Origin of the sequence: Mesorhizobium sp. B2-7-3 (assembly GCF_006440715.1) — a bacterium.
Taxonomy (GTDB): domain Bacteria; phylum Pseudomonadota; class Alphaproteobacteria; order Rhizobiales; family Rhizobiaceae; genus Mesorhizobium; species Mesorhizobium australicum.
Window position 1 is genome coordinate 315193 of sequence record NZ_VFTY01000001.1, and the last position, 14694, is coordinate 329886.

The following is a 14694-nucleotide window of genomic DNA, read 5'->3' on the forward strand; positions in this document are numbered from 1 at the left end:
ACGCAACATTGCATCAAGACGTTGAATATCCGGACTGCGGGAAAAAATGAAAGCTGATTTCTACGAAACGCTGGGCGTGCAGAAGGGCGCCGACGAGAAGGAGCTCAAGAGCGCTTTTCGCAAGCTGGCCATGCAATTCCATCCCGACCGCAACCCCGGCGATCATTCCTGCGAGCACAAGTTCAAGGAAATCAACGAAGCCTACGAGACGCTGAAGGACCCGCAGAAGCGCGCGGCCTATGACCGTTTCGGCCATGCCGCCTTCGAGCAGGGTGGGATGAATGGCGCGCAGGGCTTTGGCGCCGGCGGCTTCGCCGACATCTTCGAGGACATTTTCGGCGACATGATGGGCGGCCGCCAGCGCCGCTCTTCCGGTGGCCGCGAGCGCGGCGCCGACCTGCGCTACAACATGGAAATCTCGCTGGAGGAAGCCTTCGCGGGAAAGACCGCGCAAATCCGCGTGCCGGCTTCGATCTCCTGCACCGAATGCTCCGGCAGCGGCGCCAAGCCGGGCACCCAGCCGGTCACCTGCTCGATGTGCAACGGCCACGGCAAGGTGCGCGCCACGCAAGGGTTTTTCTCGATCGAGCGGACCTGCCCGCAATGCCAGGGCCGTGGCCAGACAATCAAGGATCCCTGCCCGAAATGCGCCGGCCAGGGCCGTGTCACCGAGGAGCGTTCGCTGTCGGTCAACATCCCGGCCGGCATCGAGGACGGTACCCGCATCCGCTTGGCCAATGAGGGTGAGGCCGGGCTGCGCGGCGGGCCATCGGGCGACCTCTATATCTTTCTGGCGGTCAAGCCGCACGAATTCTTCCAGCGCGACGGCGCCGATCTTTATTGCAAGGTGCCGATCTCGATGACCACCGCCGCACTTGGCGGCTCCTTCGAGGTGACGACGCTCGACGGCACGCAGACCAAGGTGAAGGTGACCGAAGGTACGCAGAACGGACGCCAGTTCAGGCTCAAGGGCAAGGGCATGCCGGTGCTGCGCCAGCCCAATGTCGGCGACCTCTACATCCAGACCGCGGTCGAGACGCCGCAGAACCTGTCGCGCCGCCAGCGCGAATTGCTGGAAGAGTTCGAACAGCTCTCCTCGCAGGACAATTCGCCCCAATCGAGCGGCTTTTTCGCCCGCATGAAGGACTTTTTCGAGTCTTTCGGCGAGCGTTGAGACGCGACGAAAACTATCTTATCCACGCCATTGGCAAGGCCGCGCCTTGCCTTGCGTCATCCAGATGTTAAGTAGTTTCAAGGGGCGCGCTGAGGAGAGCTTGCATGGCACGTGGTCACGGACTGCGGAAGGCGTTTGCCGAGAAGTTCGACGATGAACTCAAATTCTTCAAGGGCTGGATCGACAAGCCGAAGACGGTCGGCTCGATCGTTCCGACCAGCTCGATCACCGCGCGCAAGATGGCCTCGATCGTCAATCCCAAGTCCGGCCTGCCGGTGCTCGAGGTCGGCCCCGGCACCGGTGTCATCACCCGCGCCATCCTCGCCCAGGGCGTGCGGCCCGAAAACCTCTACGCGATCGAATATTCCACCGATTTCGTGCGCCACCTGCGCCAGCTCTACCCCGGCGTCAACGTCATCGAGGGCGATGCCTTCAACCTCAACGCCACGCTTGGCGAGAGGAGCGGGATGATCTTCGACAGCGTCGTTTCCGGCGTGCCGCTGCTCAATTTCCCGGTCGCCCAGCGCATCGCCTATATCGAGAGCCTGCTCGACCGCATTCCGGTCGGACGGCCGATCGTGCAGCTGACCTATGGTCCGATGTCGCCGATCCCGGCCGGCCGCGGCGACTACACGGTGAAGCATTTCGACTTCATCTTCCGCAACATCCCGCCGACGCAGCTGTGGATCTACCGGCGCGAGGCGCATTAGAAGAGAAGGCAGTAGGGCAGTAAGGGAGTAGGGGGAAAAGATCGGCCAGGGAAACGTTCCTACTGCCCTACTGCCCTACTGCCCTACTGCCCTACTGCCCTACTGCCTTTCCCCCATCCAGCCGTTGATTTGATCGAACCTTGGCTGTACCTGTCCCAGAACAAGGGTGGCCAATGGCAGTGATCCCGAAAATCCTCGTCTTCGCCGGCTCGGTGCGCAGCGGCGCCTATAGCGGCAGGACCGCCGATGTGGCGCAGAAGGAACTTGCGGTGCAAGGTGCCGAGGTGACCCGTATTTCGCTTGCCGATTACCCCTTGCCGATCCTCGACGAGGACCTGGAGAAGGAAAACGGCGTTCCGGAAAACGCCCAAAGGCTGGCGCGGCTGATATCAGCCCATGACGGGCTGCTGATCGCGACGCCTGAATATAACGGTTCGATCCCGCCGCTGCTCAAGAACACGATCGACTGGGTGAGCCGGGTGCGACGGGATGGCGGCCGGTCGGTCAGGCCGCTTGCCGGCAAGGTCGCCGGCCTCTGCTCGTCCTCCAACGGGCACTTCGCCGGCATCCGCTGCATCAACCATTTGCGTGCCGTGCTGGTGCGCTGCCAGATGGAAGTGGTGACACCGGAATGCTCGGTGCCGGAGGGTGGCGACGCCTTCGACGGGGACGGCCATTTCCGTGACGAAAGACTGCACAAATCGATGGAGCACCTATGCCGCACGCTGATCGAAACCTCGCGCATGCTGTCGACCAGGGTCGAGGCGTGACCGCCGCAACCCTGCAGCCTCATTCCATGCAGGAGCGATTGATCGTCGGCCTCGACGTGCCGACCGTGGAGGAGGCCGAGCAGGCGGTGCGCGAGCTCGACGGCATCGTCTCCTTCTACAAGATCGGCTATCAGCTGGCTTTTGCCGGCGGCCTCGACTTCGCCAGGGAGCTGGCCAGCGGTGGGAAGAAAATCTTCCTCGACATGAAGCTGCTCGACATCGACCACACGGTGGCCAATGGCGTCGAGAACATCGTCAGGATGGGCATGACCATGCTGACCATCCACGCCTATCCCAAGGCGATGCAGGCGGCGGTGGAGGCGGCGCGCGGCAGCGAGCTTTGCCTGCTCGCCGTCAGCGTGCTGACCTCGATGGACGAGCAGGACATGATCGACGTTGGCTATGAATATGACCCGCACACGCTGGTGCTGCGGCGGTCCGAACAGGCGCTCCATGCCGGCATGGGCGGCATCGTCTGCTCGGCCGCGGAAGCCGAAGCGGTGCGCCGCATCGTCGGCCCGGACATGGCAGTGGTGACGCCGGGCATCCGACCGACGGGAAGCGACCATGGCGACCAGAAACGCGTGGTGACGCCGGCGCAAGCGGTCCGCAACGGCGCCAGCCATCTTGTGGTGGGCCGCCCGATCGTCGCGGCAAACGACCGCCGCGCGGCAGCGCAGGCGATCCTCGACGAAATGCGCTCCGCGTAAAATAAGGGAGAGAACAATGCCGAAGGGATACTGGATCGCCCGCGTCGATGTGCACGATGCCGAAGGCTACAAGGCGTATATCGCCGCTTCGAAGCTCGCCTTCGACCGTTTTGGCGCGAAATTCCTGGCGCGCGGCGGAGCCCATGAACTGGCCGAAGGGGCTGGCCGCGCCCGCAACGTGATCATCGAATTCGAATCGCTTGCGATTGCGCATGACTGCTACCACTCGCCGGAATATCAGCGGGCGGTGGCCATCCGCCAGAAGGTCGCCGACGGCGAGATCGTGCTGGTCGAAGGGATTTAGATCCGCGCGGAAAGCCGATTAGCTGCCGTCTCGGCCATGGCGTCGGCAAGGCTCAGCCCCCATTGCCGGCGGCAATAGTCGCGAAAATCGAAGCAAGGCAGGCCAGGACAGACCTCGAACTCGATGAGGTGAGCCGTGTCGTCGGCCTCCACCCTGAGATCGATGGAAAACACGTCGCGCAGGCCGAGCCCGGTGATGAGCCGTTCGGCGATCCCCCTGATCCTCGCATCGGCCACCGGCTGGCTGTCCGCGACCGCAGCGAGTTCGGGTTCGGCGTATTGCCCGGCAGCCTTCGCCGCCTCGCCGGTCTCGCCATAGAGCGCCAAACTGTCTTCCATGGTCTGGAAATCACCTCCCGACTCGACAAAGGCGACGCCGAGCGCTTCGACCCCGGTATCCGGCATCAGCCCAAGGAAGCTGGCGCGGACGTTGCGGCCGGAGACATAGGGCTGGACCACGACATCGTCCCGATAACAGGCGAAAACACGCCGGCTAAGCTCCAGCGCGTGAGCGAGATCGGTTACGCGCGAATCCGGCCAGATGCCGATCTTGGCGCCGAGGCGGTTGGGCTTGACGAACCAGCCGGCGGCGGAGGCCGGCGCCTCGACCAGCCATTCGCCATCCCGCGCGAGACCGGCCTGCGGCACCGGAAGGCCGAGCGCGCCAAGCACGGCGCCGGAGCGGAACTTGTCCTGGCAGAGCGCGAACAGCGAATCGTCGGCGCCGATGGTGTTGAAACCGCTCAGTCTTGCCAAAGCGGGTGCCGCGCCGCCACGGAAATAGGCGACGCCGTCGGTCAGCGTCCAGACCAGTGTGGTCCGCGGATCCTCACCGTTGAGCACCTTGGCGGCATCGTCGAGCACCACCGGCGCAAAGGACAGGCCGCGCGCCTCGCAGGCGGCGGCCAGCGCATCGAATTCGAGAGCGAGATCGGTCGACTGCGCCAGATAGGACGAGATTTCGGCGGCACGCCGCGATGCATGACCGTCGGCGAGCAAGCGGTCGAAACAAGCCTTTTCAGGCTCGTGGACAAGGACCAGTTTCGGCTTGTGCGTTGGCATGATGTGGCGGTTCCCGACGGTGCGATGACCTACCATCGCACGGCCCGCACAATCGGCTTTCGCGAAATCGACGCGCGCCGGACGCCTGCGTGACAGCGCCAGGATTGAGACCAAGGCCTCGGGGCTCGCGTCCGGCAATGTCAGGCGATCAGGACGCGGGGTTCCAGGCGGCCATTGACAGGAATGTCCAGCAGGAAGGTCATGCCGCCCTGCAGGTCGAGCAGACGCTGCTTTTCATTCTTGCCCGACCAGGCCGAGGTCACGGCCAGCCGATCGGCATTCCTGCCGACGAAGGCCGGGCAGGATGGCTGCGTCACCGGCATGGCGACCGTGCGGACGAGCTCGCCGTCCGGCCCATAGGCCTCGATGACGCTGCCACCCCAGACGGCGTTCCACAGGATGCCGTCGCGGTCGAGCACCGAACCGTCGATATAGCCCTTGGCCGAGCGGTGATCGACGAAGATCTTCGGCTCGCCGACGGGCAGGCCGGTCGCCGGATCGCAGGCAACGCGCATCAGCAATCCGGTCGAGGTGTCGGTGTAGTAAGCAAGCGTGCCGTCTGATGAAAAGCAGATCGAGTTCGAGACGGTGATATCCGAAAACAGGCGGCGCAGTTCGCCTTTGAAAAACCAGTAGATCGAGCCCGCGCCCTTCTCCTCGCCCTTGCCCATGGTACCGACCCACAAGGCACCGCAGGGATGGACGCGGGAATCGTTGGAACGGGTGACCGGGTTGTCGGCCTCGATGGCGGTGTGCAGCGTCATTCCGCCGGTGGCGACGTCGCGGACAAAAAGCCCGGTTTCGGTGGCGATCAGCTGTCGCTTGTCATCGATGATGGCGATCGCGCTTGCCATCTGGCCAAGCTCGTGGATTTTCAGCGCGCCGCCGGCCAAGGGCTTTTCCAGGAGCTGGCTGTTGACGATGTCGAACCAGAACAGCGCATCCGTGCCGGGATCGTAACTTGGCCCTTCGCCGAGCTGGCAGACATGATCGGAAAAGACGGAAACGATCGGTTCACTCATCATGCTTCTCCGAATACCGCATCCCAGGCAGTGACGGCTGCGTGGGCGCGCGCCGCCACATCATCGACGCTCATGCCTGGCTTGAACAGGCTGGAGCCGAGCCCGAAGACCGTCACGCCAACCGCCTTGTAGCCGGCAAAGTCCTTTTCCGAAACGCCACCGACCGCGCCGACCAGCGTCTGCGCCGGCAGCACCGCCCGGATCGCGGAAATGCCCGATGCGCCGAGCACGCTGGCGGGGAAGAATTTCAGCGCCGAGGCACCGAGCCGGATCGCCTGGAAGGCCTCGGTGGGAGTGAACACGCCAGGCATGGTGACCATGCCGTAATGCGCGGCGCGGCCCATCACCTCGGCATCGATGTTGGGGCTGACCAGCAGTCGTCCGCCGGCCGCGTGAAGACTATCGACGTCGGCCGCCGTCAGCACCGTGCCGGCGCCGACCAAAGCTGTCTTCGGCAGCACTTGAACAAGCCTGGCGATCGACGAAAACGGCTGGGGCGAATTGAGCGGCACCTCGATAGCCTCGATGCCGGCATCGAACAACGCCTGGCCGATGGCGATCGCCTCGCTTGCCTTGAGGCCGCGCAGGATGGCGACCAGACCGCGCTTAAGTTTTGGAAAGGGTGCGGTCTCGGTCATATGGCGGCTCCACTTCTGGCAATCATGCCATTCTCCCGCGCGGCCTCGATGAGACCGGCGCGTACAGCCTCGTCCGCGTCGACTGTCCGCACACCAAGCCCGGCAAGGCCGAGGGCGGCCTGGTAGAGCCCGGCCAGCGCGCCCGAGGCAATCAGCACGACCGATGTCGCGCCGGCGCCATGCCGGCGCCGGGCAGACGCGATCTCGCCGCCGATCAGCAAGCCGGACAGGCAGGCGGCGGCATCATCGGCTTGGAGGTCCTGGAGCAGGCCGGCGGCGCGGATGGCAAACAGCCGAGAGGTGACATCGCCGCCATCGCCTAGCGCTGTTTCGCACCAGCGGCGGAAGAACGGATTGTCTGGAGCAACCGGGCTTGGATGTTCACCCAGCGAATGGCGCAGGATCGAGTGCGCGGCAAGCACGGAAAACAGCTCGCCCGTCGGCCAGGTACCGAAGCCGGCGACGGCGCCGTCCTCGACCAGCACCCATTTCGAATGCGTGCCGGGCATGCAGACCAGTTCGCGGCCCTTGGCCGGCAGGCCGGCGCCGGCAAGCTGCGTCTCCTCGCCGCGCATGACATCGGGCGCGTCGGCCAGGCGCTGGGCAAGGCCGGGAATGATTCGGATGTCGCGCTTCTGCCCGGGCACCCTAGCGGCACCGCCGAGAATGGCACCGAGCGGCGACGGAACGCCGACATAGGACGCCTCCAGCCAGCCCTGGCGGGAGCCGGCCATGCCGCAGATGATGACTGGCAATTCCTCCGGCGCGCCCATCGCTGCCAGATGGCCCTCCAGAACGTTGGCGAAGCCCTTTTCGCGCGCGGTGATCAGGCCATCGTCGCCGCGCCGCTCGGCAAGCACCTTGCCGCCGCCGTCGATCAGCCAGGCCCGAAGCCGGGTCGTGCCCCAATCGAGCGCCGCGACTGCCGGCACGCTGCTGGCAAACCCCGGGCTCACAGGAAACCTCCATCGACGATCAGCATCTGCGCGGTCAGCATGCGCGAGGCATCCGAGGCCAGGAACAGCACCGTGCCGACCATGTCGTCCGGCCGCATGACGTCCCTGATGCACTGCTTGGCGACATGGGCGGCAAGCGCCTGTTCAGTGACCCAGAGCTGCTTCTGCCGCTCGGTGATCACCCAGCCGGGCGCGATGGCATTGACGCGGATGCGGTCGGGCCCGAGCTTGCCGGCCAACCCCTTGGTGAGGCCGAGGATGCCGGCCTTGGCGGCGGTGTAGGCCGGCAGGTCAGGATGATTGATCAGATAGGACGTCGAGGTGAAATTGATGATTGAGCCGCCGCCGGCGCGCTTCATGCCCGGCGCCACCGCCTGCGCGGTGAAGAAATGCGGCCGCAGGTTGATCGCCTGGTTGTTGTCCCAGAACTCCACCGTCACGTCTTCGACGGCGTGGCGTTCGTCCCAGGCGGCGTTGTTGACCAGCACGGTGACGTCGCCATGCGCTTCGGCCGCCTTCGCGGCGGACGCCCGCAGTGCTTCGATATCGCGCAGATCGGTCCTGAGATAGAGCGGCCGACGGCCGAGCTCTTCCTCGATACGGTCGGCGAGTGCGATGCTGGGCTTGTCGGCGATGTCGATGAAGGCGACCTTGGCGCCCTGGCGCATGAACCCTTCGGTCAATGCCGCGCCGATGCCGGAGCCGCCGCCGGTGATCAGCACCGAAGCGCCTTCGAGGTCGGCAAAACGCGCCGATGGCATCATGATTTTTCGTCTCCCGGGTCAACCGGCGCGCATCCTAGCCAGACACGTCCGGCGGGCAAGGGCGAAAAGACCGATTTCGGGGCTTATGTCTGACAAAAAGGCGATCGCGCCCGCGCTCGACCCCGCCAGGCGGCATCGCCGCATCGCGGGCAGGGCCGAAACCTGCCGCTCAGATCGCCTTGGCGCGCAAGGCGCCACGGAAGGAATCACGGAGGTAGCCCAATGTCGCGTCGGCATCGGCCGGCTTGCCGAACAGATAGCCCTGCCCGCCGGCGCAACCGAACTGGACCAGGCGATCGGCCTGCGCCTCCTCTTCGATGCCTTCGGCGACCACGTCCATGCCAAGCCCTTCGCACATGGCGAGGATGGCGCGGATGATGTGTTCGGACGGCCGGTCGTCGAGAATGGAGGAGACGAAGGCGCGGTCGATCTTGAGCTTATCGAAATGGAATTCGCGCAGGCGGCCGAGCGAGGACTGGCCGGTGCCGAAATCGTCGAGCGAGACACGAATGCCGACGCGGCGCAGATCCTCGACGATCTGCGCGGCCGAGGCCGGGTCGTTCATCAGGCCGGTCTCGGTGATCTCGATCTCCAGCCGGCGCGGGTCGAAGCCGGTACGGTCGAGGATCGCCAGTATGTGCAGGCCGGTGTTCTGGTCGACGAGCTGCGAGGGCGACAGGTTGAAGGACAGGAACAGGTCTTTCGGCCAGCTCCTGGCGGCCTCCGTGGCCTTACGCAGCACAAGCTGCGACAACGGGCCGATAATGCCGCGCTCCTCGGCGATGGGGATGAAGACGGTCGGCGGCACCGAGCCGAGGTCGCGGTCTGTCCAGCGCGCCAGCGTCTCGAAGCCGATGGTGCGGCGCGTGGTGAGATCGACGATCGGCTGGAAATGCGGCTCCACCTCGCCGGCCGAGACGGCGCGGCGCAGCGCCTGTTCGATGCGGGTGACGCGCTTGGCGGCCTCCTCCATCTCGCGGGTGTAGACGACGACGCGGCCGCGGCCGGAGCGCTTGGCATGGTAGAGCGCCGTTTCGGCCTTGTTGATGAGTATCTCGGTGGTCTCGTCGCCGGAATAGAAAAGCGAGCAGCCGACCGAGGCCGAGAGCCTGGCGGTGCGTTCGCCGACATCGTAGGGCGCCGACAGGATCTCGATCAGCATGCGGGATTTTTCCGCCGCCGCCTCCTCTGAGAACACCAGCGGGTAGAGGAAGGCGAATTCGTCGGCGCCGATGCGGCAGACCGTCGAATGGCCATCCATCGAGGCGCGCAGCCGCATCGCCACCTGGATCAGGATGTCGTCGCCGGCCTTGTGGCCGAACAGGTCGTTGATCGGCTTGAAACCATCGAGGTCGAGAATGCCGACGGTGAAGGGCGCGGGATCGTCGGAACGGTCGCTGATCAGGCGATCGACCTTGTCGAAGAAGCGGCGATGATTGCCAAGCCCGGTCAACGGATCGGTGAACGCCAGATCCGTGCTTTCCCTGTTTGCCTGACCGGTGCCAAACGAAGTTTGCATCGGTGTCCCTGTTCGTCCCTGCTTTTGTCGTCGGAATTTATTTTCAGACTGGCAGCAAACCCTTTAGGAAACGTATCCCACTGACCGATTTTTGTGGCCGGAGCATGATCCCGAAAAGGGGTCCGGCTTTCGCCGTGAGCCGTGCCCAAACAGGAAGCCGGATAGCTTCGTGAAGCCGGCTATAGGATCCGTCAAGCGCTTGGATTTTCAATCGTTTGACTTGACGCGATACAGTTCCAGGGGTCTTCCCTTGGTCTCCGCCACCGGCTCCAGCCAGTCCGGCACGTCCCCGCTCATCAACCTGGCCAGGAAACCGTCCGGTGCCCTGGCCATGAGCAGGCGGCTTTCCGCATTGCCACGGCAGAGTGCGACAAGGCCGACATGATGCCTTTCGACAACGGTTCTGGCATCGGCATCCGAGCCCAGCAAGGCATCGAGCGCGACCAGATTTCCGGCGACGTTGCGGTGGTAGAGTCCGGCCAGCACGCGGTGACCGGTAAAGGCCAGTATCGGCGAGCCAAGATTCGAGAGCGAAAGCACGGTTGTAGCCGGCATCCGGCCGAGCGCCGCGAACGATGCCTTGCCGAGGCAAGCCGTGTCTGCGGCCTTGGCACCGGTGGCAGCCGCGTCGGTTTGGAAAGCACTCGACGCCGCCCCGGCAGCGCCTGCCCAGATTGCATTTACCGATATCAGCCAGGCCGCGGCCATCCTGAGTGCGGCGCTGTTGGACGGACTGGTTTGCGCACGCTGCCGCCAGCAGGCGATCCATGCCGCAAGCGGGATCACCGCGAAGGCGATGGAGAAGGTCGAGCCGCGAACTTCCCAGGCGCTGACCAGGAACGCCATAACCAGCAGCGAGCCGACAAGGCTGTCCTGCCGACGCCAGCCATGGCCGACGCGGAGCGCCATCAGGATGATGGCCACCAACGGCGTGGCAAACCGTGCCACCGCTCTGGCCGGATCATTGGTGACGATCTGGAACAGCGGCTGCGCCTCGTCGATATGGCTGAGCCACATCTCCTTCAGGCGCGGATCGAGGTTGGCATAGGGCGAGGCCAGGCATTGCGGGAACAGGAATACAACCACAGCCGCAAGGGCTAGCCCAAGCAGGCCGAGCGAGGCCAGGCGGCCGGCGACGGTGGCACTGGCGGCCTTCCACGAGGCGATGGCCGCCAGCCCCGCGCCGGCAAGTCCGGCGACGGCGAACTGCACAATCGAAAATGTGTCGCACTGTGCCTGGATCCATGCGGATGCCGGGACGGTGGCGACGAAGACGAGAGCCGAAACAGCGGCGACGCCCAGGCCAAAGTCCCTCGCGGTCAGCCTTTCCCGAGCACCATTGCCAAGGAACAGCAGCGCGACAGCGGCGCCAAGGGTTCCGGCGTAGGGAGCGCTTTCCATGCCGATGGCCACGCTCAGCGTGGCGCAGATGCCCGAAAGCAAGGCGGCCGGCCGCAGCAAGGGAGCCTCGAGCAGCAAGGCAAGGCTCGCCAGGATCAGCATCAGCTGCACATTGTGATGATCCAGCGAACCTGGGGAGAAAATGCCGAGGTAATAGAGCGCGGCGCCACCGACGACGGCGGCGGGCAGGACAGCGTGGCCGCCGGCGAAAGCGCGCGCGGCGCGGATAATGAAGAAGACCGCCAGCCAGAACAGCAGGGCAGGCCAGGCCACCTGCACGACCTGTTCAGCCAGGGCGACGTTGCCCGTCAGGGCCGATACGGCAAGGACGCCAAGGGCCAGTGGCGCGTCGAGCAGCCGCGACCAATGCATGACGAAGCCGCCGTCCAGTCCCATCCTGTACTGGTGCAGGTCGAACCAGCCCTGGCCGGCCAGAAGATCGCGGACCTCGACCAGTTGCAGCAGGCTGTCATTGTCGCCCGCCGGGTTGGCCAGTTGCGGAAATCCGGTCACGGCATAGACCGTGAGCGGCACCAGGGCCGCGAGCAGCGCCGCCAGCATGTCCGCCCGCCAGGAGGGACGGGCGGTTTCCTTGGAAGGCATCGCGGCATGGCCAGCGGTCATTTTCCCGGGATAGCTGTGGCCGCGCGCCGGAAACACCCAAAGCCTCGAGACCAGATAACTGATGGTGCTTGTCACGACCATCGTCAGCGCCGACATCGCGACGGGCGACAGGCCGAAATGCGTTACCGCCACCTGCGAGACGAGGCCGGCAAAAGCGGCGCATCCGGCTTGCAGGGTAAGATAGCGCGGGAATGCGACCTTGTGATCGTGTTCCGCACCGAACGTCCAGCCCCGCTGCGCCCGATAGGCAATGACGAACGCCGTCGCATAAGCCATGGCACTACCGGCGAACGGCGGAACGCCCAGCGAAACCAGCAGCCAGGAGAGCGTGAAAAACAATCCCGCCGCACCGATGCCCACCACCACGAAGCGGAACGGGCGCGCCTGGACAAGCGCCGGCAGCACGTCGGTCATTGTTGCTCGCGTGCCGTCGTTTCCCGCGACAGCCCGGCCTTCAGCCGCTTGACAGGTATCTCCAGCACACCGAGCAGGAATGCCGAAAAGAAGACCTGGAACGAAATGACGATCAGGCTCAAGCCCAGCACGACGATGCGCGGAATTTCGGAATCGTTCAGCGGACCGAAGCCGAGATGGGCCCAGCGCGCCACGGCATAGAGGCAGAACAGGAAGCCGGCGGCAAAGCAGATGCCGGCATTGGCGGCGAGACGGTCGGTGCTGATGGTCCTGGTCAGCCAGTCCGACCCGCGGCTTGGCGGCAGGATGCCGGTAATTTCGGCATAGTATCGCGAAATGGCACCGAAGGTGATGAGCTGGATGCCGGTGACGATCATGAAACAGGCGGCGACGAAGGTGTTGAGATCGAGCGAAAGATTGTCGACCACCCGCAAGGGGCCGAACACCAGCAGCGCCGCGAACAGCGTGCCGAGGCCGGAAAGCACCGCCCCTGGAATGAAGAACATCCAGCGCGGATTGTAGACCAGCAGGAATTTGAGATGCCGCCAGCCGTCGCGCCAGGTCCTGAGATGCGGCGGCCTGCTGCGGCCGTCGGGCTTGAGCGTGGTCGGCACTTCCTCGATGCGCAGCCCGGCAAGCGCGCTGCGCACCACCATTTCGCTGGCGAATTCCATCCCGGTGGTCTGCAGATCGAGCTTCCTGATGCTGCCGGCGTTGAAGCCGCGCAGGCCGCAGTGGAAGTCGCCGGTCTTGATGCGGAAGAACAGGCGGCCGACGAAGCTCAGCACCGGATTGCCGAGATAGCGATGCAGAGCCGGCATGGCGCCAGCCTCTATGCCGCCGTGGAAGCGGTTGCCCATGACCAGGTCGGCGCCGCCGCGCAGCCGCGCCACGAATGCCTCCAGTGCACCGAAATCATAGCTGTCATCGGCATCGCCCATGATGATGAAGCGTCCCCTGGCGGCAGCGATGCCGCCCAGAAGGGCCGCGCCATAGCCCTTCTGCGCCACCGGGACGACACGAGCACCGCCTTGCGCTGCGATCTCCCGCGAGCCGTCGGTGCTGCCATTGTCTGCGATCAGCACCTCGCCCGCTATGCCGGATTGGTCGAGAAAGGCCTTGGCCTTGCCGATGCAGACGGCGAGCGTCTCGGCCTCGTTGAGGCATGGCATCAGGATGGTGAGTTCGAGCTGCTGGGTCGAGGCTGCGCGGACGGCAGTGAGCGCGTTCATGATCGTCGTTCCATCGGGTGCCCGGCGCTGCGTCAGGTCGGCCGGCTGCATTCGAAGCTTACCGTCGCACGGCAAGGCTTAAGAAAGCGATGATGTCAGTCCTCGTCTTGTCTGCAACCGGCAGACGCGCCTTGCTGATCCCAATGTTCAAAACGTCGCGATTGGCAGAACGCGCCGCGACGCTTATATCGCTTGCGTCGACTATGCTGGGGACCTGCCATGAAGTTGAAAATCGCCGTCCAGATGGACCATGTCTCCACCGTGTCGATCGCCGGCGACACCTCGTTCGCCCTGTCGCTGGAGGCGCAGCGGCGCGGTCACCAGCTGTTCCACTACACGCCCGACCGGCTGTCGATGCGCGACGGCAAGGTGTTTGCCCGCGTCGAGGAGATGACGGTGCGCGACGAAAAGGGCAGCCACTATTCGCTGGGCGAAAAGGTGCGCACCGACTTGTCCGAAATGGACGTCGTCCTGCTGCGCCAGGACCCGCCCTTCGACATGAACTACATCACCACGACCCACATCCTCGAGCGCATCCATCCAAAGACGCTGGTCGTCAACGACCCGGCCTGGGTGCGCAACAGCCCGGAAAAGATTTTCGTCACCGAGTTCCCGGACCTGATGCCGGACACGCTGATCACCAAGGATCCGCTCGAAGTCGCCGCCTTCCGCAAGGAATTCGGCGACATCATCGTCAAGCCGCTCTACGGCAATGGCGGCGCCGGCATCTTCCACATGCTTGAAGCCGACCGCAATCTCGCCTCGCTGCTCGAAATGTTCGGCCAGATGTTTCGCGAGCCCTATATCGTGCAGCGTTACCTGAAGGATGTGCGCAAGGGCGACAAACGCATCATTCTGATCGACGGCGAGCCGGTCGGCGCCATCAACCGGGTGCCGGCCGAGCACGACTCCCGCTCCAACATGCATGTCGGCGGCCGCGCCGAGAAGACCGAGTTGACGACACGCGAGCGCGAAATCTGTGCCCGCATCGGGCCGTCGCTGAAAGAGCGCGGCTTCATCCTGGTCGGCATCGACGTCATCGGCGACTACATGACCGAGATCAACGTCACCTCGCCGACCGGCGTGCGCGAGGTCAAGCGCTTCGGCGGCGCCGACATCGCCAGCCTGTTCTGGGACGTGGTGGAGGGGAAGCGGACATAATTTGTTTTCAGTTTGTGTTAACCATGTTCCGCTTTTGCAGCCGGGCACAACCGGCGCGCAACCTGTGCGGCTACCGGTTGCGCCAATGTTCCCGATTTGATCAAGAGTGGCGCCTCAGAGCCGGCGCTGTTCGCGCTCTCCCTGACGTCAGCCGTCTGGGACCCAATCTCGGAACAGCTTGATCTTAGGCGTGTTGCGGCGGCTTTCGGAATGCACCAGCCAGTAGTCGCTCCA

14 protein-coding genes are annotated in these 14694 nt (G+C 64.7%); 6 read left to right on the plus strand and 8 right to left on the minus strand.

Annotated elements, in window-relative coordinates; genetic code table 11:
* Nucleotides 1-46: 46 nt before the first annotated feature.
* The 5 genes from dnaJ (at nt 47) to FJW04_RS01600 (ending at nt 3668) form a co-directional block, all read left to right on the plus strand.
* A complete protein-coding gene (gene dnaJ / locus FJW04_RS01580) occupies nt 47-1174 on the plus strand; it encodes a molecular chaperone DnaJ (protein WP_015314665.1) in 1128 nt (375 codons plus the stop codon).
* Nucleotides 1175-1278: 104 nt separating this feature from the next.
* A complete protein-coding gene (gene pmtA / locus FJW04_RS01585; protein ID WP_140619794.1) occupies nt 1279-1884 on the plus strand; it encodes a phospholipid N-methyltransferase PmtA in 606 nt (201 codons plus the stop codon).
* Nucleotides 1885-2057: 173 nt separating this feature from the next.
* Nucleotides 2058-2654 (plus strand): NADPH-dependent FMN reductase, encoded by a 597-nt coding sequence (locus FJW04_RS01590; RefSeq protein ID WP_140711945.1) that lies wholly within the window; start codon nt 2058-2060, stop codon nt 2652-2654.
* A complete protein-coding gene (gene pyrF, locus FJW04_RS01595; protein WP_181172848.1) occupies nt 2651-3364 on the plus strand; it encodes an orotidine-5'-phosphate decarboxylase in 714 nt (237 codons plus the stop codon). The genes FJW04_RS01590 and pyrF overlap by 4 nt, the downstream gene beginning before the upstream one ends.
* A gap of 16 nt (nt 3365-3380) precedes the next feature.
* Entirely contained in the window at nt 3381-3668 is a 288-nt protein-coding gene (locus tag FJW04_RS01600) for a DUF1330 domain-containing protein (RefSeq protein ID WP_140711947.1), read from the plus strand.
* Here the strand turns inward: FJW04_RS01600 and FJW04_RS01605 are convergent.
* The 8 genes from FJW04_RS01605 to FJW04_RS01640 all read right to left on the minus strand — a co-directional run bounded on the left by FJW04_RS01605 (nt 3665) and on the right by FJW04_RS01640 (nt 13299).
* On the minus strand, nt 3665-4729 hold the full coding sequence (locus FJW04_RS01605; protein WP_140711949.1) for a D-alanine:D-lactate ligase-like protein: 1065 nt from the start codon (nt 4727-4729) through the stop codon (nt 3665-3667). The genes FJW04_RS01600 and FJW04_RS01605 overlap by 4 nt on opposite strands.
* Nucleotides 4730-4869: 140 nt before the next feature.
* Nucleotides 4870-5751, minus strand: coding sequence for an SMP-30/gluconolactonase/LRE family protein (locus FJW04_RS01610; RefSeq protein ID WP_140619798.1), 882 nt, complete (start codon nt 5749-5751; stop codon nt 4870-4872).
* Entirely contained in the window at nt 5751-6389 is a 639-nt protein-coding gene (locus tag FJW04_RS01615) for a 2-dehydro-3-deoxy-6-phosphogalactonate aldolase (protein WP_140711951.1), read from the minus strand. The genes FJW04_RS01610 and FJW04_RS01615 overlap by 1 nt, the downstream gene beginning before the upstream one ends.
* On the minus strand, nt 6386-7345 hold the full coding sequence (locus FJW04_RS01620; RefSeq protein WP_140711953.1) for a 2-dehydro-3-deoxygalactonokinase: 960 nt from the start codon (nt 7343-7345) through the stop codon (nt 6386-6388). The genes FJW04_RS01615 and FJW04_RS01620 overlap by 4 nt, the downstream gene beginning before the upstream one ends.
* Entirely contained in the window at nt 7342-8109 is a 768-nt protein-coding gene (locus FJW04_RS01625; RefSeq protein WP_015314674.1) for an SDR family oxidoreductase, read from the minus strand. The genes FJW04_RS01620 and FJW04_RS01625 overlap by 4 nt, the downstream gene beginning before the upstream one ends.
* A gap of 169 nt (nt 8110-8278) precedes the next feature.
* A complete protein-coding gene (locus FJW04_RS01630; RefSeq protein WP_140711955.1) occupies nt 8279-9628 on the minus strand; it encodes an EAL domain-containing protein in 1350 nt (449 codons plus the stop codon).
* Nucleotides 9629-9835: 207 nt separating this feature from the next.
* Complete coding sequence (locus FJW04_RS01635; protein ID WP_140711957.1) at nt 9836-12067, minus strand: GtrA family protein; 2232 nt, start codon at nt 12065-12067, stop codon at nt 9836-9838.
* The gene (locus FJW04_RS01640; RefSeq protein ID WP_140660291.1) at nt 12064-13299 is read right to left on the minus strand and encodes a glycosyltransferase family 2 protein; all 1236 of its coding nucleotides are present in this window, start codon (nt 13297-13299) and stop codon (nt 12064-12066) included. The genes FJW04_RS01635 and FJW04_RS01640 overlap by 4 nt, the downstream gene beginning before the upstream one ends.
* A 219-nt stretch (nt 13300-13518) precedes the next feature.
* Here FJW04_RS01640 and gshB point away from each other — a divergent pair, with 219 nt between their 5' ends.
* Nucleotides 13519-14460 (plus strand): glutathione synthase, encoded by a 942-nt coding sequence (gshB, locus tag FJW04_RS01645; protein ID WP_140711959.1) that lies wholly within the window; start codon nt 13519-13521, stop codon nt 14458-14460.
* The last annotated feature ends 234 nt before the right edge of the window (nt 14461-14694 follow it).

What these genes read in the sequence shown, in the direction of transcription:
- FJW04_RS01600 (WP_140711947.1), top strand. Translation starts at nt 3,381, where the DNA reads ATGCCGAAGGGATACTGGATCGCCCGCGTCGATGTGCACGATGCCGAA.
- gshB (WP_140711959.1), top strand. Translation starts at nt 13,519, where the DNA reads ATGAAGTTGAAAATCGCCGTCCAGATGGACCATGTCTCCACCGTGTCG.
- dnaJ (WP_015314665.1), top strand. Translation starts at nt 47, where the DNA reads ATGAAAGCTGATTTCTACGAAACGCTGGGCGTGCAGAAGGGCGCCGAC.
- FJW04_RS01625 (WP_015314674.1), bottom strand. Translation starts at nt 8,109, where the DNA reads ATGATGCCATCGGCGCGTTTTGCCGACCTCGAAGGCGCTTCGGTGCTG.
- FJW04_RS01630 (WP_140711955.1), bottom strand. Translation starts at nt 9,628, where the DNA reads ATGCAAACTTCGTTTGGCACCGGTCAGGCAAACAGGGAAAGCACGGAT.
- FJW04_RS01635 (WP_140711957.1), bottom strand. Translation starts at nt 12,067, where the DNA reads ATGACCGACGTGCTGCCGGCGCTTGTCCAGGCGCGCCCGTTCCGCTTC.
- FJW04_RS01610 (WP_140619798.1), bottom strand. Translation starts at nt 5,751, where the DNA reads ATGAGTGAACCGATCGTTTCCGTCTTTTCCGATCATGTCTGCCAGCTC.
- FJW04_RS01640 (WP_140660291.1), bottom strand. Translation starts at nt 13,299, where the DNA reads ATGAACGCGCTCACTGCCGTCCGCGCAGCCTCGACCCAGCAGCTCGAA.
- FJW04_RS01615 (WP_140711951.1), bottom strand. Translation starts at nt 6,389, where the DNA reads ATGACCGAGACCGCACCCTTTCCAAAACTTAAGCGCGGTCTGGTCGCC.
- FJW04_RS01590 (WP_140711945.1), top strand. Translation starts at nt 2,058, where the DNA reads ATGGCAGTGATCCCGAAAATCCTCGTCTTCGCCGGCTCGGTGCGCAGC.
- pmtA (WP_140619794.1), top strand. Translation starts at nt 1,279, where the DNA reads ATGGCACGTGGTCACGGACTGCGGAAGGCGTTTGCCGAGAAGTTCGAC.
- FJW04_RS01605 (WP_140711949.1), bottom strand. Translation starts at nt 4,729, where the DNA reads ATGCCAACGCACAAGCCGAAACTGGTCCTTGTCCACGAGCCTGAAAAG.